The 21,557-nt window shown below is 64.2% G+C and carries 21 protein-coding genes; 9 read left to right on the forward strand and 12 right to left on the reverse strand.

Features of this window, described 5'->3' with window-relative positions; all coding sequences use genetic code 11:
• Positions 1–3 precede the first annotated feature (3 nt).
• From A3E1_RS48235 to A3E1_RS0102885, 6 genes are all read left to right on the forward strand, one after another.
• A complete protein-coding gene (locus tag A3E1_RS48235; protein ID WP_020519229.1) occupies positions 4–1,116 on the forward strand; it encodes an aminotransferase class I/II-fold pyridoxal phosphate-dependent enzyme in 1,113 nt (370 codons plus the stop codon).
• Positions 1,113–2,066: a sensor histidine kinase gene (locus tag A3E1_RS38575; protein ID WP_157631271.1), complete on the forward strand. Its 954-nt coding sequence runs from the start codon at positions 1,113–1,115 to the stop codon at positions 2,064–2,066. Before A3E1_RS48235 ends, A3E1_RS38575 begins: the two co-directional genes overlap by 4 nt.
• 100 nt (positions 2,067–2,166) lie before the next feature.
• Positions 2,167–3,750 (forward strand): amino acid adenylation domain-containing protein, encoded by a 1,584-nt coding sequence (locus A3E1_RS0102870; protein WP_020519231.1) that lies wholly within the window; start codon positions 2,167–2,169, stop codon positions 3,748–3,750.
• Entirely contained in the window at positions 3,747–5,066 is a 1,320-nt protein-coding gene (locus A3E1_RS0102875) for a ferredoxin reductase domain-containing protein (protein WP_020519232.1), read from the forward strand. The genes A3E1_RS0102870 and A3E1_RS0102875 overlap by 4 nt, the downstream gene beginning before the upstream one ends.
• A gap of 17 nt (positions 5,067–5,083) precedes the next feature.
• Complete coding sequence (locus tag A3E1_RS0102880) at positions 5,084–5,851, forward strand: enoyl-CoA hydratase (protein WP_020519233.1); 768 nt, start codon at positions 5,084–5,086, stop codon at positions 5,849–5,851.
• Positions 5,852–5,926: 75 nt separating this feature from the next.
• Positions 5,927–6,319, forward strand: coding sequence for a VOC family protein (locus A3E1_RS0102885; protein WP_020519234.1), 393 nt, complete (start codon positions 5,927–5,929; stop codon positions 6,317–6,319).
• Here the strand turns inward: A3E1_RS0102885 and A3E1_RS0102890 are convergent.
• Positions 6,302–7,048, reverse strand: coding sequence for a TetR/AcrR family transcriptional regulator (locus A3E1_RS0102890; protein ID WP_020519235.1), 747 nt, complete (start codon positions 7,046–7,048; stop codon positions 6,302–6,304). The genes A3E1_RS0102885 and A3E1_RS0102890 overlap by 18 nt on opposite strands.
• A gap of 156 nt (positions 7,049–7,204) precedes the next feature.
• On the opposite strand from A3E1_RS0102890, the gene A3E1_RS0102895 reads away from it, so the two are divergent.
• A complete protein-coding gene (locus tag A3E1_RS0102895) occupies positions 7,205–7,738 on the forward strand; it encodes a dihydrofolate reductase family protein (RefSeq protein ID WP_020519236.1) in 534 nt (177 codons plus the stop codon).
• A 47-nt stretch (positions 7,739–7,785) separates the two neighbouring features.
• On the opposite strand, the gene A3E1_RS0102900 is transcribed toward A3E1_RS0102895, so the two are convergent.
• A complete protein-coding gene (locus tag A3E1_RS0102900; RefSeq protein WP_020519237.1) occupies positions 7,786–8,418 on the reverse strand; it encodes a hypothetical protein in 633 nt (210 codons plus the stop codon).
• Positions 8,415–8,801 (reverse strand): hypothetical protein, encoded by a 387-nt coding sequence (locus tag A3E1_RS0102905; protein WP_040390459.1) that lies wholly within the window; start codon positions 8,799–8,801, stop codon positions 8,415–8,417. The genes A3E1_RS0102900 and A3E1_RS0102905 overlap by 4 nt, the downstream gene beginning before the upstream one ends.
• A 55-nt stretch (positions 8,802–8,856) precedes the next feature.
• Between A3E1_RS0102905 and A3E1_RS0102910 the strand changes: the two genes are divergently transcribed.
• Both A3E1_RS0102910 and A3E1_RS0102915 read left to right on the forward strand, forming a co-directional pair.
• The gene (locus A3E1_RS0102910; RefSeq protein ID WP_020519239.1) at positions 8,857–9,972 is read left to right on the forward strand and encodes a PEP/pyruvate-binding domain-containing protein; all 1,116 of its coding nucleotides are present in this window, start codon (positions 8,857–8,859) and stop codon (positions 9,970–9,972) included.
• A gap of 4 nt (positions 9,973–9,976) precedes the next feature.
• Complete coding sequence (locus A3E1_RS0102915; protein WP_020519240.1) at positions 9,977–10,570, forward strand: histidine phosphatase family protein; 594 nt, start codon at positions 9,977–9,979, stop codon at positions 10,568–10,570.
• Here A3E1_RS0102915 and A3E1_RS49280 read toward each other — a convergent pair.
• From A3E1_RS49280 to A3E1_RS0102965, 9 genes are all read right to left on the reverse strand, one after another.
• Positions 10,552–10,791: a VOC family protein gene (locus A3E1_RS49280; RefSeq protein WP_456064336.1), complete on the reverse strand. Its 240-nt coding sequence runs from the start codon at positions 10,789–10,791 to the stop codon at positions 10,552–10,554. The genes A3E1_RS0102915 and A3E1_RS49280 overlap by 19 nt on opposite strands.
• A gap of 24 nt (positions 10,792–10,815) precedes the next feature.
• Entirely contained in the window at positions 10,816–10,926 is a 111-nt protein-coding gene (locus tag A3E1_RS49285) for a VOC family protein (protein ID WP_020519242.1), read from the reverse strand.
• Between the two features lie 137 nt (positions 10,927–11,063).
• Entirely contained in the window at positions 11,064–13,235 is a 2,172-nt protein-coding gene (locus A3E1_RS38585; RefSeq protein WP_245571064.1) for an acyltransferase family protein, read from the reverse strand.
• Positions 13,236–13,644: 409 nt separating this feature from the next.
• Positions 13,645–14,223, reverse strand: coding sequence for a TIGR03086 family metal-binding protein (locus A3E1_RS38590; RefSeq protein ID WP_020519244.1), 579 nt, complete (start codon positions 14,221–14,223; stop codon positions 13,645–13,647).
• The gene (locus A3E1_RS0102940) at positions 14,223–15,374 is read right to left on the reverse strand and encodes an epoxide hydrolase family protein (protein ID WP_020519245.1); all 1,152 of its coding nucleotides are present in this window, start codon (positions 15,372–15,374) and stop codon (positions 14,223–14,225) included. Before A3E1_RS0102940 ends, A3E1_RS38590 begins: the two co-directional genes overlap by 1 nt.
• A 48-nt stretch (positions 15,375–15,422) precedes the next feature.
• Positions 15,423–18,191: an AfsR/SARP family transcriptional regulator gene (locus A3E1_RS0102945; protein WP_020519246.1), complete on the reverse strand. Its 2,769-nt coding sequence runs from the start codon at positions 18,189–18,191 to the stop codon at positions 15,423–15,425.
• A gap of 122 nt (positions 18,192–18,313) precedes the next feature.
• A complete protein-coding gene (locus A3E1_RS0102950; RefSeq protein WP_020519247.1) occupies positions 18,314–19,612 on the reverse strand; it encodes a sensor histidine kinase in 1,299 nt (432 codons plus the stop codon).
• Entirely contained in the window at positions 19,609–20,307 is a 699-nt protein-coding gene (locus tag A3E1_RS0102955) for a response regulator transcription factor (protein WP_020519248.1), read from the reverse strand. Before A3E1_RS0102955 ends, A3E1_RS0102950 begins: the two co-directional genes overlap by 4 nt.
• 520 nt (positions 20,308–20,827) lie before the next feature.
• The gene (locus A3E1_RS0102965; RefSeq protein ID WP_020519250.1) at positions 20,828–21,550 is read right to left on the reverse strand and encodes an FAD:protein FMN transferase; all 723 of its coding nucleotides are present in this window, start codon (positions 21,548–21,550) and stop codon (positions 20,828–20,830) included.
• Positions 21,551–21,557 lie beyond the last annotated feature (7 nt).

The following is a 21,557-nucleotide window of genomic DNA, read 5'->3' on the forward strand; positions in this document are numbered from 1 at the left end:
GCCATGGACAACATCCCGCTGGTGCACGCGAGCCTGGGCGACACGGAACTAGCCGCGGTCAAAGAAGTCTTCGCCTCAGGCTGGCCCGCAGGCCAAGGCCCACAAGGCAAAGCGCTAGAGCAGGAGCTGGCCCAGCGCTACGGTGCCGCCGGCGCGGTCGCGCTGAGCAACTGCGGCGCCGCCCTGCACCTGGCGATGCTCGCCCTGGGCGTGCAGCCAGGAGATGAAGTCATCGTTGCCGACTTCACCTTCCCCGCACCCGCGCACGCGGTGAAATACGTCGGCGCTACACCGGTGTTCGCCGACGTGCGCCCCGACACCGGAACCATCGATCCGCAAGCGGTTGCCGATCTCATCAGTCCGCGCACGGTGGGGATCATCGCTGTGGACACGGTCGGCCTGCCCGCCGACTACGCCGAACTGCACACCTTAGCTGACCGCCATGGACTGTTCGTTGTGGAGGACGCGGCCTGTTCCGTGGGCGCCACCTATCGCGGACAGCAAGCCGGTGCGCTGGCGCCCGTGGCCTGTCTGTCTTTCCACGGGCGCAAGGGAGCCACCAGCGGCGAGGGCGGGGCATTGCTTACCGCCGATGCGCAACTGGCCGCCCACGCGCGCATCCGCTCCTCGTTTGGCATCGGGAGCATCTTCGACCAGGCTCAGATCGTCGGCCTGCCGATCCCGGTGTTCACCGAAATCGCTCTAGGCGGCAGCGAAGCTCTCGTCGCTGGCCTCGACGCCGGCGCCGATGATTACCTCGGCAAACCTTTCGAAATAGGGGAGTTGCTGGCCCGAACGCGCGCCTTAAGCCGTCGGGCACTAGATGACGCGCAAGTAATTCCGCTGGGCGCGGCGCAATTAGACATCGCACAACGTGGTGTACAGCTGCCCAGTGGGGATTTCGTCAGTCTGTCGGGCCGTGAGTTCGCGCTGATCCGTTCGCTCGCTAAGGGTCCACGTGCCGTCCACAGCCGAAACCAGTTGCGCAGCCGGGTGTTTGACGGCGCGGATTCTGAGTCCATAGTGGACACTTACGTGCACTACCTGCGGCGCAAGCTGGGGCCTGGCATTGTGCGCACCGTGCACGGGCTTGGCTATCAGATTGGCGCTCTGTGAGCCGAACGCGTCAGGGCCGGGACGGCTGCGTCCTGCGCCGACTACGCCTATGCGTGGCGACCAGTGCGGCGGCCGCGATCAGCGCCCTTGTCCTGCTGCTCAGTGGCCTGGCCTTGCTGCTCATTGAGCGGCATCACCAGTCCACTGTGGAGCGATCCGCCGGCCACGCTACTGTGACGGTGAGTGTTGCCGGGCTGATGGGCCTGATCGGGGCAGTGTTCACGGGCGTGAAGTTAGCGAAGCGAGTGGTGTATCCGGTCGCGGATCTGCTGGACCGGCGCTGCCGGTTCGTCGAGGACACCAGCCACGAGTTGCGGGCACCGCTTACCCGGCTCTATATGCGCAGTCAGGTTCTGTTGCAGCGGGCCGATCAGCTGCCCGCGCCGGTCGCCGCGGAGCTGCGCCGGATGCGAGCCGATACCCGTGAACTCAGTGATGTCCTAGATGACGTGCTGCGTGGCGCGCGGTTACGTGCCGGCGGGCCACATGATGAGCCGATCGACCTAGCCGAGGTCGCCGCCGATCTGCTCACGGCGGAGGCCGGGCGCCTTCACCGGCGAGGGCTGGTGGCCGATCTCGATATCAAACCTGAGCCGCTGGTTGTTCTGGGCGTCAGGCCCGCCCTGAGGCGGATGTTATCTGCGTTGGTAGACAACGCGATTGGGCACACCGGGCCGGCGGGACGCATCGTCATTTCCGTCGCGCCAGCCGACCGTGGCCGGTCAGTCGAACTGGTCGTCGAGGACTCGGGCGTGGGTTTCGATCCAGCCGAAAGCGCCGTCATCTTCGGCCGTTTCGAGCGCGGCTCGGCGGGCCGCGGGCAGCGGTTCGGGATCGGTCTCGCGCTGGCCCGCGATGTCATCGAAAGTCACGGTGGCACGGTCGTCGCCGCGAGCGAGCCCGGCCACGGTGCACGGTTCACGGTTCGGCTGCCCGCGGCACCCAGATAGTCACGCTCTCTAAGAAAATTCTGAGACGCGTTCCCAACTATCGACATGTGCAAGTTTGTCGACACTCCAAACAAACCTGTCGATTGAAGGGAAAGAAACTATGCAACAGCAAGTGATCGAGCGCGCTTCACTATCTCAGTCCGTACAGGCGCTGGACCACCTTTCCGATCACGACCGCGAGCGGTTTTGGCGCTTCGGGCAAGGGCCCGTGATGACCGTGCCGGACACCCATATTCACCGCCCCTTCGAGCGCTACGCGGCTATTCAGCCTGATGCCGTCGCTGCCGAGCATCGCGGCGAGACCATCACCTACGCCGAACTGAACCGCCAGGCGAACCGGCTTGCCACCACGCTTGCCGGGTACGGCGTCCGGCCGGGAGACAATGTCGCCGTCTTCGTGCGCCGTGGCATCCCGATGCTTGTCGGGATACTCGGGGTGCTCAAAGCGGGTGGCGCCTACGTGCCGCAGGACGCCGCCCTGGCTCCGCCCGCCCATCTGCGCCACGTGATAGACACCGCGGCGACCCGCGTCATCCTGACCGAGTCCAGCGTCGCCCACCATGTTCCTTTGCCCGCCGGGCATCATCTGATCCACCTCGACACTTTGATGGCTCATCCGCTCAATGACGACACGTTTCGCTTACGGGCACCGGTGAGTCCTGGGGAGAACTGCTACGTGCTGTTCACCTCTGGCACCACAGGAAAGCCCAATGGGGTCGTGGTCACGCATCGCAACGTATGCAACATCCTGCTCACCGCGCCCGGAAACCTCGGCATCCGTCCAGGTTGGACGGTGGCGCAGTTGCTCAACGTGGCCTTCGACATGGCGGCCTGGGAGATTCTCGGTTGCCTCAGCAATGGCGGCACCCTCGCGATTAGAGGCGACGACGTCGCCGCGGCGGCTGAGCGGGCCGACGTCATCATCGCGACCCCAACCGTGCTGAGTGCACTTGATCCTGGGCGGTGCGAATCGGTAAAGGTAGTCGCGGTGGCGGGGGAACCGTGCCCTGCCTCGCTGGCGGATCAGTGGGCGACCCGGTGCGCGTTCTATAACGGCTGCGGCCCAACCGAAACCACCATCGTCAACACGATGCACCTTCACGATGCGGCACGTCAGCTCACCATTGGGCGGCCGACTCCCAACAACACGGTTTATGTCCTCGACCCGGCCGGGCGCCCATGCCGTATCGGCGAGATTGGGGAGATGTGGGCCGGGGGCGACGGCGTGTCAGCCGGCTATGTGGGCAACCCAGCCTTGAACGCGGAACGCTATGTCCCGGATCCGTTTCTTGGCGGCGGCCGGCTCATGTTCCGCACGCGCGACCTGGGGCACTGGACTCATGATGGCCGGTTGGAGCACCTCGGGCGTACCGACGACCAGGTCAAGGTCCGGGGATTTCGGGTGGAGCTGGATTCGGTCTCGGCCATTTTGGAATCGGTACCCGGCTGTCAGCGAGCTGTCACCCTCAAGCTCGACGACCGCAACCTCGTGTCCTTCGTCGCGCCAAGCCATGTCGACCCGCAGACGGCCCGCCAGGCGGTGGCTAACGCGCTGCCGTATTACTGCGTCCCGGCGGCCATCTATGCCTTACCGGCTCTGCCCGAGACTAGCCGAGGAAAGATCGACAAAGCGGCGCTGCGGCAGATGGCCATCGCCGACGCCCAGTTGGAGCACGTGGCATGACCACGACTATCTCCGCGCCCGCTACCGTCGAGGAAATTGTCCTGCCTCCGGTGACCTCTTTACCGAAGCGGATTTTCAAGCATCCCCGGCTGATGCACCACAACCGCCTGGCAGCCCTGGTTCTGGCGGCGAACGTGCCCCTGCTCGTACGCGCGCTTACCGAAGGCCTCGGCCTGGCCGCCATGTCCGGCGTTGTCCTGGCGAACTTCGCGCTGGCGATTCTTATCCGCCAGCAGTATGTCATCAATGTGCTGTTCTGGCTCGCGACCCGTGCGCCCGTCCACTGGCCATTGAGGATCCGGTGGACCCTGGCGAAGGTGTATCACTTCGGTGGCCTGCACGTTGGCGGTGCCCTTGCCGGGACACTGTGGTTCCTCATCCTCACGGTGTCGCTGACGCTCGCGGCGATTCGCCGTGACCCGGCCATCTCAGCGAACCAGATCGTGATTTCGTGCGCACTGCTGATAGTTTTGCTGACGATGGTCGTCATGGCGCGGCCGGGCTACCGGGCCAAGCGGCACAACCGGTTTGAGCTGATGCACCGCTTCGGCGGCTGGACCGCCCTGTTCCTGTTCTGGGCTCAGACTGTCCTATTAGTTCGATCCGGTCCAGGCGTCAGTTTGCTGAGCGCACCGCAGATCTGGGTGCTGGCCTTGCTCACCTTCAGCATCGCCTTGCCGTGGCTACGGTTACGCAAGGTTCCGGTGCGCGTCACCAGACCGTCAAGCCATGTGGCACTGGCTCACTTCACGTATGGGGTGACGCCGTTCGCCGGATCGTCTACCGCGGTTAGCCGCCGCCCATTGCTTGAATGGCACTCGTTCGCCAATGTGCCTTCCCCGGGCGAGCCCGGCTTTCGGCTCACCATCTCGCGGGCCGGTGACTGGACCGGATCGTTCATCGACGAAATGCCATCGCATGTTTGGGTCAAAGGCATTACTACGGCTGGGGTGGCCAACATCGAAACGCTTTTCTCCAAAGTGGTTTATGTGGCTACCGGTAGCGGCATCGGGCCGGTTCTGCCGCATCTGCTGGCGCGCAAGGTGCCATCGCGGCTGGTTTGGGCAACCCGCAGCCCCCGGATCACATACGGCGACGCGCTAGTTGACGAAATCCTTTCCTGTCAGCAAGACGCGACCGTCTGGGACACCGCCGAGCACGGAAAGCCTGACATGGTGCGGCTGGCCTACGAGGCGTATGTGGCTTTCGGCGCCGAAGCCGTCATCTGCATCTCGAACAAGAAGCTGACCTGGGAAGTCGTGCACGGCCTCGAACGCCGGGGAATCCCGGCCTACGGCGCGATTTGGGACTCCTGACCGAGAGGGGCAAAGCCATGAAATACCTCAAGATTGAACAGCACCACCGCGTCGCCACCGTCACCCTTCACCGGCCAGAGGTGCTCAACGCGCTCAACACCGAGCTGATGACCGAACTGGTCGACACACTGCGCCCCCTCGACCGCGACCCTGACATCGGCTGTTTCGTCATCACCGGTTCGGCACGTGCCTTCGCCGCCGGTGCCGACATCCGGGAAATGGCCCCGAAGTCCGCGGTGGAGATGTTCACCGAAGACTTCTTCGCCGGCTGGGATGGCTTCGCCGCGTTGCGTACGCCCAAAATCGCGGCCGTGGCCGGATATGCCCTCGGCGGCGGTTGCGAGCTGGCCATGATGTGCGACCTCATTTTCGCCGCGGACACTGCCAAGTTCGGGCAACCGGAAATCACGCTCGGTGTCATCCCGGGCATCGGCGGAACACAGCGCCTGACAAGGCTTGTCGGCAAAGCGAAAGCCATGGATATGATCCTGACTGGACGGTTGATGGACGCCGCCGAGGCGGAACGGGCTGGTCTGGTCGCACGGGTCTTTCCAGCGGAAGCGTTGCTGTCAGAAACGATGGCCGTGGCCGGGAAGATCGCCACTTTCGGCAAAACAGCTGTCATGGCGGCTCGCGAAACGGTGGACCGGGCCCTGGAAGTCGGTCTGCGAGAAGGACTGCTCTTCGAACGGCGTGTGTTCCACTCGCTATTCGCCAGCGAAGACCAAACCGAAGGGATGCGCGCGTTTTTGGAGAAGCGGCCGGCCGAGTTCACCGGCCGATGACGGCTAGCACACCGGCCGGGTGTGGTGAGCGCCCGGCCAGTCTGACACTTTGTCGCTTGAAATAGGCTGACGCTCATGCACCTTGAGCTCACAGCGATCATTGTCGATGATTATGACGAGGCCATTAGATTCTTTGTTGATGCGCTTGGATTCGAACTGGCAGAAGACTCGCCGTCGCTGACGAATGACGGCCGCGCCAAACGCTGGGTCGTCGTCCGCCCGCCCGGTGGGCAAACAGGCATCCTTCTCGCCCAGGCCGACGGGCAGCGTCAGGCCGATGCCGTCGGTAACCAGGTCGCTGGCCGTGTCGGGTTCTTTCTGCGGGTAGAGGACTTCGATGCCGCGTACCAGCGAATGGTTGATGCTGGCGTGAAGTTCGTCAGCCCGGCCCGCTCGGAACCCTATGGTCGCGTAGCGGTGTTCCTCGACATCGCCGGCAACCGATGGGATCTACTTGGCCCTGCGTAACGGTTTGGTGGTGGCACGCTCGTCGATGAGACTGGCGAGCCCGCGCAGGATCTGTTCGAGGCCGAACGCCCACGAGTTGTCGGCGGGCGCGTTTCGCGCGTCGTCGAGGGCTGCCAGGATGTGCGGGAACTGGTTGTGGTTGCGGCGCATCAGTTCGCCGATGTCGCCGCGGGTGCGGCGATCGCTGGTCCACGGCTGCGTGCCTGAGAGCGCGGCGACCTGACTGTTGCGGATGTGTCCACTTAGGACGAAGACGGCGTCAATCTTCTCGGCGCCGAGCAGCGGCGTACCGTCGAAGGCACTTAAGGCGCTTTCGGTCCAGCCGATCTCACGCGGGCCGATCGCCCGGTCGCCGACGGTCGCGGTGGGAAGCCATGGGTGGCGGCGCCACGTGCCGCGCATGAGTTCGGCCCAGTGTTCGATGCGGGGGCGCCATCCGCCTTCGATAGCGCTGAGGTCGGGCGGGTCGCCCACGGCCATCTCAATCATGACCGCGACGAGCTCGGCCTTGTTGGTCAAATGGCGGTACAGCGCCATTTTGGTGACGTCGAGGCTGGCCGCCACGCGCTGCATGGACACGCCTTCAATGCCTTCGGCATCGGCCATCTCAATGGCGGCGGTGGCGATGCGGTCGACGGTAAGGGCTAGCCGCGGTTGTTTGACCGGCCGTTCACGCAGCCCCCAGAGAAACTCGGCACCTGCGCGGCCCGCGTCATCCTGGTCTGCCATTCGCTGTTCCTCTCGGCCGGAAGCTTGGGGCTTGCCGCCGCCGCGCTCGTGTGTCTACAGTATCCAAAGTATCCGGCGGACACAAGATAGCCGCCAGATACTCAGATTGGCTACGGACACCAGCGTCCTGCCTGGCCATACCGAAGGAGAACCGACATGGGGAGCATCAAGTCCGGCCTGTTCATCTCGCTCGACGGCGTGATCGAGTCACCGGAGACGTGGCACTTCAGCTACTTCAACGATGAGATGGGGGAGGCAGTCGGCGCGCTCATGGCCACCGACGCCATGCTCCTGGGCCGCGTGACTTACGACGGGTTCGCCGCGTACTGGCCGAGTGCCGACCCGGAGGACCCGTTCACCAAGCAGATGAACGAAGCCCAGAAGTACGTGGTGTCCAATAGCCTCACTCACGCCGACTGGCAGAACACCACCGTCATCACTGGCGACGATGTATATGACCAGCTGCGCGCTCTGAAGGCAGACAAGGACCTGGGCATCTCCGGCAGCGCCAAGCTCGTGCAAAACCTTTTGGCCGCAGGCGTACTCGATGAGCTGCACCTGCTCGTGCATCCCGTCGTAGTGGGCGCCGGGCAGCGGCTGTTCGACGGCTCGGGCAAGATTCCGCTGAAGCTGGTCAGCTCGAAGACCTTCAGCACCGGTGTGCTGCACCTGGTTTATGCCAACGAATAGTCCACTGAGCCCGGGTGAGGCAAGGGCAACCTGCCGCACCCGGGCTGTTAGCCGTGTTCCCGGCTGAGGCCGAGGGTGGCGATAAGGTCTTCGTGAAGCTCGAACCACACGCGGTGGCAGGAGTCGATGTCGGTGTGGTCGACCCATCTGCCGTCGCCGTCGCGGGCGCGTTGCATGGCTGCGGTGAAGCGTGTGTCGTACCCACTGAATCGGTTGAGGATTTTCTCCAGCCGGTGAGCCAGCGGCGTCAAAGCACCGGCGAGGAAAGCCAATTCCCCGATAACGGCTGCGTCCCAATCCGGATCGCTGTGGTCGTTCACCGCGAGCGGGTCGCTCGGGGTGGGACGCAACTGCCAGTTGGTGCAGGCGTGCAGCAGACGGCCGTTGAGCGGGAGGAAGTCTTCGTGGATCTGCTGAACCTCAGTCACCGCACCGGTTTCGGCGAGTTCGGCCGCGAGCTGACGTTCGTTTTCGGCTCTGCCTCGCTCGGTTAACGACCAGCCACTAAGGCCCGCGAAGGAAGCATGGCTCACCCAGCCGTATGCCTCAGCGTCGCCAAGGATCTCTTCGGTTTCGGCCAAGCCGGTGCCAAAACGGTGCGCGGCCGCGGCGGTGTCGGCGAAACCGGCGAGGCGAACCGCGTGCAGCACAAGAAGTTCGCTGGGGGACTGCCGGGTCACGAATCTGCTCCCTGCCGTGAAGTGAGCCGCGTGAAGTGCTGCTGGCAGGCCTGTGGTGAGTTGAATCCCATCGCGTCGGCGATTTGGGCCCACGTCAGACCGGCGCTGCGGGCGGCAAACAACAATCCCGATTCGAGCCCATCGACCTCGGCGCGTGCGGCGGGCAGCAAAGCCAAAGCGCTCATAAGGTCTTGCGGCTCAAGGCTGGCCGAACGCCACAGGGCGAACTGCGCGAGGTCAACTGCCGACGGCGCAACGGAAGCGGGCCGCCACGGCCGTGGGGCGATGTCTTTCGCGCCGAGGCGCCGCAGGTGCTGACTGGCTTCCCGCTCACGGTTGGCTTGCGCTTGATCTGCTCTGGCGGCGTCTTCCTTGCGAGGCATGCCATCAGCATGCATACTCAACAAAACGTTGTCAACATTTTGTTGAAGGTGTCGGATGATAGTTCCGCTGGCTGATGCCGTGGCTGACAGCTGTGGCGGCAAGGCGGCCGCCCAGGCGACGCTGATGCGCGCCGGACTGCCAGTGCCTGGCGGCTTCGTGCTGCCATTCGCCATCTACCGCTCGATGAGTCAACACTTCGACTCCGCGTTGCTCGCCGCCATTGCCAGCGGATTAGCGGAGCTTGGCGACCCGACGGTAGCGGTGCGTTCCTCAGCGTCCAATGAGGACACCACGGCGCGGTCGGCTGCAGGGCAATACAAAACCTTTCTGGGGGTACGAGGTGTGCGTGCCGTCGCTGAAGCAGTCAAGTCATGCTGGGCTTCGTGCGCCGGGGTTGAGGGCAATCCAGCGATGGCGGTGCTCATCCAGCGTCACATAGACGCCGATGTTTCCGGAGTCATGTTCACGCCACCGGAGATGCGCGGTGACACCAAGATTGAGGCGTCCTGGGGGCTAGGGCCAAGTGTCGTCGGCGGCACCGTCACACCCGACACCTTCCACGTCTCCGCCGAAGAAGTCGTGACAAAGTTTCTGGCGTCCAAGGCAACCCGGATCGACCGCCAAGGAACACACCTTGTCACCCAACAGGTCCAGGCTTCTCACCGCGAAAAGCCGGCACTCGGCGAACAGACCGCGATCCGGCTAGCCAAGCTCGGGCAACGGATCGCCGAACTCCTTGGCGGGGCACAGGACGTCGAGTGGTCGATCGCCGGCGGCCGCATCTGGATTCTGCAAGCGCGCCCGGTTACCGCCTTACCTCCTATGAGTATTGGCACACCGTCGGACACGTTGCTGACCGGCACCCCGGGCAGCCACGGCACCGCAACCGGCACGGCACGTGTCGTGCGCGGCCCTGCTGACTTTGACCGGGTGCGCCCCGGAGACATCCTCGTCAGCCGCTACACCGACCCCGGCTGGACTCCCTTGCTGCGCCTCGTTTCCGGTGTCGTCACCGAAACCGGCGGGGTGCTCAGTCACGCCGCGATCGTCGCCCGTGAGCACGGCATCCCCGCCGTCCTCGCCATCGCCAACGCGACCACGGCGATCCCAGACGGAGCCACCATCACCGTCAACGGCACCGCAGGAACCGTTACCACGGAAGAGGTTTGAGCACATGGCAACCCGGCACCTCTACCTCGCCCGGCACGGCGAAGCCGACGCCTTCGGAAACCTCACCGACGTTGGGCGACAACAGGCCAGTCTGCTGGGCCAACGTTTCGCCAAGTTGCCGATCGGCGCCATATGGCATTCGCCGCTGCCCCGCGCCGCCGCCAGCGCCCACGAAATCGCCCGGCACCTACCGGGAGTTGCCGTCTGCGAAGCGGCCGAACTCATCGACCACGTGCCCTACGTCCCTGAGGCCGCAGAGACGCCAGCATCCTGGGCCGGCTTCTTCGACGGCTACGACGATGCCGAAGCGGCGTCCGGCTACGAACTCGCCCGAGCGCTCACCGCCCGCTTCGCCACAGCCGCCAATGCGGACAGTCACGAAATCCTTATCACCCATGCCTACCCGATCGCCTGGCTCGTGCGAGACGCCCTCGGCGCACCGCTGTCGCGCTGGCTCGGCCTTAACAGCGCGAACACTGGGCTGACGGTGATTGAGTACCGCACCGGCCAGCACCCTGCGCTGGTCATGTTCAATGACCTGAGCCACCTGCCCGCCGAACTACGCTGGACCGGATTCCCTTACGTGCCAAGGCCGTGAAAGGTGAAGCAGAACGGGTGGCCAGCCGGATCCAGGTACACCCTGAATCCCTCCGCATCGGTTTCTCCCGGCGCTCGTCGCGCGCCCAGCGCCAGCACCGCCTGCTCGGCAACCTCAATGTCATCAACCAGAATGTCCACGTGCAGCTGCTGTCCTCGCTCCGGATCACGCCACACCGGCGGTCGCCATTCACGCGCACGCTGAAACGCGAGCTGCCTCATGCCGGGCCGCAGTCCAATCACGACTCAATCAGGGCTGTCCTCATTGACCCGCATCCCCAGGATCTCCGCGTAAAACGCCGCAAGAGCGCGCGGGTCCGGGCAATCGAAAACCGTCTTCTCCAGCGTTCCAATCATTCAAACCCCATACCCTAGTGGGTACGCGATGATTCGCCCCTGCAGGCCCGTCCGCTGGTGGCTTCGCGGCAGCGACCAGGCCAGTGAACAGCGAGGGGAACGCTGCCCCAAGCACGGCGATCTGCAACGGCCCGATTTTACGGCGTTAGTGAGGGCAATTGCGCGTCGAGCATGGGTGCGACCAGTCGGGAAAACGGTGTCGTGATGTGGTGGTTGTCGCGGTAGACCAGCACGTTGCCGATCACGACCGGGCACTTGGCGTCCAGGCACATCCACGGGAGCGGGTCGATGACGGTCACGCCCAGGGATTGCGCCAGCTTGGCAATGTTCGCTCTGCGGACAGACTCCATGAGTCCGCCGGAGGTTGCCGATTGAATGCAAGCGCTGAGGCGATTGGGATGCGCGGCAGCACACTCCGGCCCGGCCGTGAAACGGTAGAGGTTGTCGACCATCATGACGACGTGGCCTGCCGACTTTTGCAGGTTGACGAAAGACTTCCGCCAGCCATCGACCCACACGGCCTGCGGGTTGGACGATGCGGGAACGGGCGGCCGGCCGTCGAAGTAGGTGCCTGTCACCACAAGAGCCGGGCGCAGAGTCGCGATGCGGGCAAAGGCCTTGTCCCGCCACTCCTCGCACTCGGTGTAGGTCCGGTTGAATGTCTTTTCGAACACGGGCACATCGCCGACGCCGCAGTTGCCTTTTGTCATAGGCACGAGCCGCCAATGACGTTCCTCAGCCAGGCGCAGGAGCGCCGGGAACCATTGCGCGGCATGGGAATCCCCGATCAGCACCACCGTCGTTGGCGAGGACAGATCACCGAACACGCATCGGACGGGATCGGGTAGCGAGGTCCCCTCAAAACCGCGGTGACAGCCAGCGGCATAGGTGGCGGGAACGTCCTTGGATGCCCTGGAAAGTGGCGGGTCCAGGTTTCGGGGCAGGCTCTGTGTCGCGAGTCCCTGTGCGATGAGGCTTGCCATCGACGGAGCCGGCTTCGCTGACGGGCTGGCACCCGGCGCTGGGGAGGCCGGCAAGGTGGGCAACTCGAGTGACACTGGCGGTGGCACGAATATCGCCCTGTTGTCGGGCAGAAGGCCGGGGACGTCTGGCGGCAGCATGATCGCCAAACTCACCGCGACAGCAGCCGTGGTGGACGAAAGCGACAGACCGAGCCCGATGCCTCGCACGGGACGGTGCCGAAGCGTGGCGAGGTGACGGATCGGATTTTCCACCGCCACCAGGGAAACCTGTGCCAGCACCAGCGCCCCGGTGACGAGGGCGAGGTTGACCGCCGGGCTCGGCTCAAGTTCGAAGGCGGCCGGGACGATGATTAGCAACGGCCAATGCCATAGGTACCAGCCGTAGGACAGCTTTCCTAGGTACCTCATGGGCGCCACGCTGAGTACGTGGCCCGCGGAAGAAGTACGGCAGCCGGCGGCGAGAATCAAGGCCGCGCCCGCAACGGGCAGGAGCGCGGCAATACCTGGAAATGGCGTGAACTCGTCGTAGAGCATTGCGGCCGTAATGATGGCGCCAAGACCTATCCAGGCGGCAAGTTCGGCGGCTACCCGAGGAAGGCGCACAAGCCGGGGTGCGCCTAGCGCGACCAGCGCGCCGATTCCCAGTTCCCATGCCCGGGTGTGGGTGCCGAAGTAGGCCCATGGCGCGCTTTGGTGGGTCACGAACCAGCTCAGGGCAAGGGAACCGACCGTTATCGTCGCCAGCACCGCGACGAGGAAGCCGAACTTTGTCTGCCCGCGACGTCGTGACCGCAGCGTGGCCAGCACGATCAGCAGCGGCCAGACCATGTAGAACTGCTCTTCCACCGCGAGCGACCAGAAATGCTGGACGGCCGACGGCGGATCATCAGCCGCTAGGTAGTCGGTGCCAATGTCGGCGAGCCGGAAATTGATGAAGTAGAACGCGCTCGCGAGGATGTCACGGACCGTGTCGGCGAATTTCAGTGGCGATAACCAGGCCCATGATGCGATCAGTGTGGCTAGCAAGACCACGGTCGAGGCGGGCAGCAGGCGCAGTGCCCGGCGGGCGTAGAACCCTCCAATGGAGATCTTTCCGGTGTCCGTCAGCTCTTTGGCCAGCAGCGAGGTGATGAGGAAGCCGGAGATAACGAAGAACACGTCGACGCCGACAAATCCACCCGAGAACCACCCGACCGACGCATGGCCGATAACCACCAAAAGCACCGCGATCGCGCGCATACCCTCGATGTCCCCGCGATACTCAAGGCGGCCCGTTGGGTGCACGTGAACCATCTCCCTGCCCGTCGACGCCGGGCGCGGCGTCAAACGGGCAATATACCGGCTGCGGCGGACCGCTAGCACCCCTGTGACAGGCAGTTATAGCAGAGCTGTTGGGATGGATTTGATCTAGCCAGTTGAAGGTGGGGGCGGGGGTCAGACGATTTCCTGCTCCGGGACATGTTCACGGGAGCCGGTACCCATACGCCCGCCCCCATTGCTGCGGGCTCTGAAAAGCACTCCGTCCAGCCTCATTCCGCTAGACAACCTAGCCGGTGGATCGCGAGTTCGCCGACCCTATCGGCGCGGGCAGGAACTCCAGGGGGTCCGATGTAGACGGCTCACGACGGGAGTCATCTCGCTTGGATCTTTTGGCCGCAATGCAGCAACGCTGATCAATGGTGCATAACAGATGAAAAATGGCCCCCGCCTGGGTAGCGGGGGCCGTTTTTCATGATCAGCTCCAGTGCGGGTCGCGGCCCAGGTAGCGAAGCAGGGCTTCGGCAGCGTCCTCGCCGGGTTGTGAGGGGAGTGCGGCGGCGTAGGCGAAGCCGCGCAACGGGTCTGCTGTCGCGCGCGCTGCTGGCATGAGCTGCTCCGCGAGCTCCGCGGTGAGCGGTGAAGGCTGTCCTGTCGCGACGGCGACGTCCCATGCGTGCACGGCAGCGTCGAGGGCGCACGCGGCGGCGGCGAGCTCTGGCTCCATCACCGGGACGGGAGGCAGTGGCGTGTGCACCGAAGCAGCGGCTGGGTCAACGCCGGCCCACGACGCGGTGGCCGCTTGGATGGCTTTGGTCACGGTGACGGCGACGCCTTCGTCGAGCTCGTGTGGCGGGTTGAACGGGTCGTAGGCCGGCATGTTTCCGGACCCGACCACGGAAGCCCAGGCGTGCTGGTCGCCCGCGGCGTGGAAGAGCACCTGAGCGACGGTCCAATCAGTGCACGGGGTGGGCTCGTTGAGCTGTCCGCTGTCGACGGCGGCGATGGTGACGCGATCCAGTGCCTCAAGAGCGGTGGTCAGGACAGTAAAAGTCATCAGATGCTTCTTTCAGTTAGTGCGCTAAAGAATTGGCGGATGTCTTGCACGAGAAGATCTGCGGCGTCGTGAGTGGACCAGTGCCCGCCGCGGTCAAAGGTGTTCCAGGACACGATGTTGTGGTGGTCGCGCTCGGCGAACCGCCGCACCGCCTTGAAGTCCCAAGCGAACGATGCCAAGCCGATGGGGACCGTGGTCGGTTCTGAATCGTGTGCGGCGCGGCGGTTTTCGTAGTAGAAGCGAGCCGCTGAGGCCGCTGTGTTGGTGAACCAGTACAGCGACGCGTTGGTCAGGATCTCCTCTGCGCTCAGCGCCGTGCCGAACAACTGTCCGCTCCAGGCGAGTTGGCCGGCTGGGGAGTCGGCCAAAGCGTGCGCCAGCGTTTGTGGCTGAGCCTGTTGAGAGCGGTCGTGGATGGCGTGCTCGACAAATGCCTGGCCGAACTGAAGCGCGCCATAGTCTTCGCCGCTTAGCCCGTCAAACTCGCCATCGTCGCCGCGAGGGAAGGAGAAGATCTGCGTGACGTGCACGCCGATGACGTGCTCACGGTCCTGTTCGCCCAGGATGGGCGAGACGATCGACCCGGAGTCGTTGCCGACCGCGCCGTAGCGGTCATATCCCAGGCGCCGCATCAATTCGGCCCACGCCGTGGCAGTGCGGTATGCGCTCCAGCCGTGCTCACGGGTGGGGCCAGAAAAGGTGAACCCAGGCAACGACGGAATCACCAAGTCGAACGCAGGGGCATCGGAAGGGTCGGTTAGCGGCAAGGCTAAGGGCAGGTACTCGATGAAGCTATTAGGCCAGCCGTGGGTCAAAATCAGCGGAATCGCGTTCGGCTGTGGCGATTTGATGTGTACAAAGTGGATCTTCTGCCCATCAATGACCGTATTGAACTGGGGATATTCGTTGAGCTGCGCTTCGCGGGCACGCCAGTCAAACGACGTGCGCCACTGCTCAACCAGATCCTGCACGTAGGAAACAGGAACACCGTATTCCCACCCCGGTGGCGTTGGGGCACCAGCACCACCGGCGATGACTTCCTTTTCCGGCAACTCGTTGGCCCACCTGGTACCAGCAAGGCGGTTTATGAGGTCGTCGAGATCTGCTTGCGGAATGGCGATGCGAAAGGGAGTGATGTCATGATCGGCCATGGTTCGCAAGCTATTCCGGGCGACTTTCTATTCGCGGTCAAATCACTTTCATTCTTTGATCACGGTCTGAAGTTTCGTTCTGACCTCGCCGGCGGTGGCATGGCCAAGCTCGGTGTAGATGTCGAGCGCTTCCTGCCATGCTTTGCGGGCTGACGCGACATCGCCCATGGCGGCACGGGTTTCGCCGAGGTTGGTGAGAGTTTCGGCTTCCTGGTGCCGGTCGCCAAGGTTGCGGTAGAGGTCCAAGGCGTGGTGATAGCAGGTGAGCGCCTGAATATGCTGGCCGAGATAGTGGTAGGCGTGGCCGAGGCTGTCCCAGGTGCCGGCCTGCCCATGCCGGTCACCGAACTCCTGCAGCAAGGTGAGAGCCTGCTGACAATACGTCAGGGCTTGTTGGTGGTCGCCGAGCAACGTGTAGTACCAGCCGATGGCATTAAAGGCGCGGGCCTGCCCTTTGCGGTAGCCGGCGGCCTGGTAGAGGTCAAGGGCTTGCCGGGCGTGCTCAAGGGCCTCACGGTGCTGGCGCTGCCTGCCCGAGATGACGGCCAGGCTGCGATAGGTGTGGCCCTGCCCGACGAGGTCGCCGGCTTGCCGGTCCAACTCAAGCGCTTGCAGCAGATGAGTGTGCGCGTCGTCGAAGCGGCCCAGGCGGCCATATGCACTGGCGAGATTGCGGTGGGTGTTGGCTTGCGTGGCTGAATCGTTGAGGCGCGCCGCCGCGGTCAATGCGGCGTGCTGGGTGGCGGCGAGGTCCTGCCAATGTCCTTGCCGGTCCTGGAAAGTCGCGAAAGTCCACGTCAGCTGCCACGTGTGGGTGTCGTAACCGGTGGCGGCCGCGTGATCGATGGTAGCCAGCAGCACGGCACGCTCGGCTACAAACCAGTCCAGCGCCTTGTCATTGTCGGCAGGACTTTCCGGCGTGGTCCCGGATTGGGGTGGGGTAAGGGTAAGCGGGTCGCGACTCGGGTCTATGCGTGCGTTTGCGGCGTGGGCGGTGTGCAGATAGTGGTCGAACATGCGAAGGCTCGCCGCGTCACGCTCGGCACCGGAATCGTTGGTGCGCGCCAGATCGGCGGCATAGGCGCGCAGCAGATCGTGGAAGGTGTACCGGCCGGAGACGTGTTCAGAAATGAGGTGCGCGCCTACGAGTTCCATGAGCAGCGGTCGCACACGTCCGGCAGAAAGGCCGGCGAGACTGGCCGCTGCGGCAAGGGAAATGTCCGGGCCGGGGTGCAAACCGAGCAGCCTGAACAAGCGCGCGGAATCCTCGCCGAGGGCGTCATAGGACCAGGAGAACACCGCCCTAACATCAGTGGCGGCAGTGTCGCCAGTGGACAGTGCGTCTAGACGGTCGCGGCGGTCGCGCAACTGGCCGGCGAGAACAGCGAGCGGCAAATGCGGCTGGGTGGCGGCGTTGGCCGCGACGATCGCCAGAGCCAGCGGGAGCCGGGCGCAGCAGGCGATCAGCTCGTCGACCGCCTCAGATTCGGCACTGACCCGGGCCGGGCCAAGGCGGCGCGACAGCAGATCGCGGGCCTCATCCGGGTTAAGTAAATCGAGCGGCAACGGCTGGGCGCCGTCTGCGGCTATCAGTCCAGTGAGCCTGTGCCGGCTGGTAACCAAGACTAGGCAACCGGCGGAGCCAGGCAGCAGTGGCCGCACCTGGTCGGGGTCGCGGGCGTTGTCGAGCACGATCAGCATGCGTTTGTCCGCCAGCACCGTGCGATACAGGTCGGCCTGCGCGCCTGGGTCGGCTGGGATGCGTTGCGGCGCAACGTTAAGCGCGTCAAGGAACCGCCGGATGGCCTCGGTGGGTGTCATCACGGTGCCGCTGGGATCGAAGCCGCGCAGATTGACATACAGCTGACCGTCGGGGAACCGCCCGGCCACGCGGTGTGCCCAGTGCACGGCCAGCGCCGTTTTACCAACCCCTGCCGCACCTCCGATCGCGGTGATGACGACCGGCGACAAAGTCTTGTCTAGTAAGGCATTCAGCGCTTCCAGGGCACTGCTTCGGCCGACGAAGCCCGCGATGTCCATGGGTAGCTGCCGTGGTACGGCGACGATCTCAGCAGGTGCAGCTGGCGGCCTGGATGTCTGTGCTGACAACAACTGGGCGTGGATCGTGCGCAACTGCGGACCCGGATCAGCGCCTAGGTCGTTGGCGATCTGGACACGGAATTCCTCGTACCGCTCCAGTGCTTCAGCCCTGCGGCCGCCGCGATCCAGCACCGTCAGCAGCCGTGCTACCAACGATTCCCGCAATGGGTACCGCGATGTCAGCTCGACAAGCTCAGCGGCCAGCCCATCGAGCCGTCCGGCGGTCAGATCGAGATCGATGCGCCGCTCCACCGCCGCCAAGTAACGCTCCACCAGCCGGGGCGCCTCGATGGTTTCCAGCCAGCGCGATTCGACCCCGGTAAACGGCGTCCCACGCCACAACGCCAGCGCCTCATCCAGCCGTTGCCGCTCTTCGGCGGTGTCTGTCGCGGTGGCAGCCAGATCGAGCAGTTGCACGAATCGCAGCGCGTCAACGTCGACGGCGGTGTCGCGCAGCAAGTAGCCGCCTGGGCCGGCCTCAACCACACCGGGGCCAAGCACTTGCCGCAACCGAGTCAGATACGTGTGCAAGCTGGCCCTCGGATTGGCCGGCAAATCGGCGCCCCAGATCACGTCAGTCAGCCGGTCCAGCGAAACCGCACGTCCTGACGAGATAGCCAGCGCTGGCAGCAACGTGCGTTGCCGCCCGGTCAACCGGATAGGCGTGCCCCCGACCAGCACTTCCAGCGGACCAAGTAGACGAATCTCGACCCCCACCGGCAAATCATGACATAGGTCGATCACGCCGTGATATCTCGGATTGTTCGCGCAACCCCCGCCGCGCCCACGGTGTCTAATGAGTGCGGCGCCAGCGGCAAGGAATGCGAACGCTCAGCAAATCACCGGGCTGACGATCGCGGTCTGCCGCTGACAGAAGGCGGCGCCAGCACGGCGATGACAGTCAGACCGCCGCCGCTCGTCTGGGTTAGTGTCAGTGTTCCGCCAGTGGCGATCGCGGTTCGGTTGGCGATGTCGAGGCCAAGACCTGTGGAGCCGACTCCGCTGAATCCGCGTGCGGCGATCGTGGGGTCGAGGCCGGGACCCCGATCGGCGATTGCCATGACAACTGATCCATCCGGGCGCTTCACGAGGTCGATGGCCAGCGGTGTGCCTTCCGGAGTGTGTGCGAATACGTTACCCAGTAAGGCATCCACGCAAGCGGCGAAATCTTCACCGGTGACCGCGATGTATGCCGGTGCCGGGGTGATCTGGATGCTAAGGGGACGCTGTTCTTCGTCGGCGAGCGCAGACCAGAAGTCAACGCGTTGCCTCAGAACTGTTGCGGCATCACAGATTTGGGTTTGATCGCGGCCGCGCCGGGCGGTCCGGATGATCTCGTTGACTGTCCTTTCCAGGGCGTCGATATCGGCAAGCAGCCGCGAGCGGTCCGCTTGGTCGGCAATGCCTTCGGCGTCAATGCGCAATGCGGTCAGTGGTGTGCGCAGGCGGTGTGACAAATCCGCGGCTGCCTCCCGTTCATTTTTGAGTAGCTCGCCGATGCGGCTGGCCAGGTCGTTGAGCCCGACACCTAGACGTCTGATCTCCGGTGGCCCAGCTGGTATGGCGCGAATCGTCAAGTCGCCGGCGGTTAAGCGGTCCGCCACGTCAGCGACTGCCGATAGCGGGCGGATAATGGTGCGCGAAAGCCGGTTTGCCACCAGCGTGGCAACGACGAGCACGCCGGCGCCCAGACCAAACAGGATGGCCCAGGCCCGGTTGACTCCGGAAGTGAGTTCGCTCGCGGGAATGAAGACCCGGATGACAGCGATGCCATCCGTGCGCCCTGCGGTGGCGATAAGGACTTCTCTGCCTCCGTCGAGGTTGCGCGTGATACTCGCGCCGCGCGCTGCTGTGCCGACCGAATCGGTGCGAGCGGCGGTGGCGCCTAAGGCGCTGTGATCTCCGAGGAATACCGTTGTGGCGAAATGACTTTGGGCGTTGACGTTGTTGAGTAGGACCGTTAGCTCGACAGGGGTGAGGGTTACTACCAAAGGCGCCAGACGCTGAGCTTCCGCGATGGCCGCCGAAGTCGCCCGTTCGGCAGCGGCCGAGCGAACCAGTAAAGCCAGCGGTATGAGAAAGGCGGCCAGCATCAGCGTGCAGGTGGCTAAAACCAGCAGCACTAGACGGCGCTTCATGAGCTTGCTTGCCGGTCTGGTGCCGTTAGGCGCACGCCCACGCCGCGCACCGTGTGCAAGTAGCGGGCGTTACGAGCGTCTTCGCCGAGCTTTCGCCGCAGCCAGGATAGGTGCACGTCGAGTGTCTTGTCAGTGCTGCTAAATGGCTGCCGCCAGACCTCGGCGACGATCTCGCGTTTGGTGACGACCGCACCTGGGCGGCTGGCCAAGTAGAACAGCAGATCAAACTCACGCGGTGTCAGTTCGATGGGTTGATCGTCGAGCGTCACCATTCGCGACACTGAATCAAGCTTGAGCCCGCCGACCACGACGGGCTCGGGCTGGCTGGCCGCGTTGCCGCCGCGCCTTAATACGGCGCGGATCCTGGCGTCGAGTTGCGCGGCACCGAAAGGTTTGTGTACGTAATCGTCAGCGCCAAGGTTAAGGATTTCGACCATCGCGGGTTCGCCGTCGCGCGCGGTTGCCACGATGACCGGTACAGCGCTAACAGCGCGGATCATCCGGAGTACTTCCCGGCCATCGATATCTGGCAGGCCAAGGTCGAGGATCACTAGGTCTGGGCGATCGCCCAGCACCGCTTCGATAGCGGGAAGTCCCGCGCCAGCGCTCAAGACCACGTGGCCGTAACCGGTCAGCGCCTTGATCAGCGCACGGCGGATCTCCCCATCGTCCTCGACGAGCAGTAGCTGTGCCACGGTCGCCACCTTAGCCGGGTATCGGTAGGGCAGCGAAACGATAGATTCTCGTTAGCGTTGCCTTAACGCCGATGGTGCGAAGCTAGGGTGTGCGGGTGAACTGGGGCAAGGCCGCGACGGCTGTCATCGCGTGGTTGCTGGGCGCTATGTCGGCGACGGCTGTTGGCATGTTCGCTCTAACCTCGATCGACTTCGGGTCGAGTCCTGACCCGGCCTCAGATGTCTTTCCACAGCTGCCGTCACCATCGCTCAGCCTTAATGACCAGACACCCGCTCCGCAGCCCAGCCTTGCGCCAAGTGGCGTGGAAAGGCAGGTTAGCTCGCCTGGTGGAAGCGCGGTCGCCCGGTGCTCGGCGGCGGGCGCATTTCTAGTTTCCTGGAGTCCAGCGCCGGGTTACAAAGCAGAAGATGTTCGCAGAGGCCCCGCATCGGTGGCGCGGGTCAAATTCGAAACATCCGGGCGCGAATACTATCTCACCGTCCGGTGCGTCAAGGGCGTGCCTGAGGCCACCGTGGGTCATTAGGCGACACTCCGCCAGCCATCCGAAACGTAGGCGCGGCCGTCGACAGTGACCGCCGAAGACTGGTAACCAGCCAAGCTGGCGAGCCATTGCAGCCCAGCCTCTCCCATGGCCATCGCCGCCGTGGCATAGGCATCGGCGACGCCTAAATCGGGCCCGGAAACGGTGACGGAGCAGAGCTGGTCAGCCGGCTTTCCGGTGCGCGGATTGATGACGTGAAGCCCACGTTCATATGTCCCTGACGTGGCGACCGCGAGGTTGGTGCTCTCGAGGACCCAGGCCAATTTCGTTGACTCCCAGGGGTGCCGGATACCGACGCGCCACAGCTCGCCAGAATCCGTGCGGCCATGGACTCTCACGTCGCCGCCGGCGTTGATGCAGTGATCGACGATGCCAGCGGCCAGAAGCCGGTCGGAGGCTACCTGAACTGACCATCCCTTGACGTATCCGGAAGGATCATATGAGCCGCCGGCGTACACGTCGAAGTAGCCTTGAGTTTCATCCCATAGCCGGCTGCATTCACAAAGCACTTCACGAAAACCAGGTGATGACACGTCGGCGGCCAGTTCGCCCCGGGCGAACCGGCTGACCTCCGAATCGTCTTTGTAGGTGCTAAATCGCGAGTCGACCGAACGGAACCAGGCAAAAGCCTGCTCCGTCATCGCGGTGGCCAGTTTAGGTGCGACCGCGCCCGCGATCTCCACACTGATCGCCGTTCCCATAACGAAT

It is taken from the genome of Catelliglobosispora koreensis DSM 44566, from assembly GCF_000379685.1.
Taxonomy (GTDB): domain Bacteria; phylum Actinomycetota; class Actinomycetes; order Mycobacteriales; family Micromonosporaceae; genus Catelliglobosispora; species Catelliglobosispora koreensis.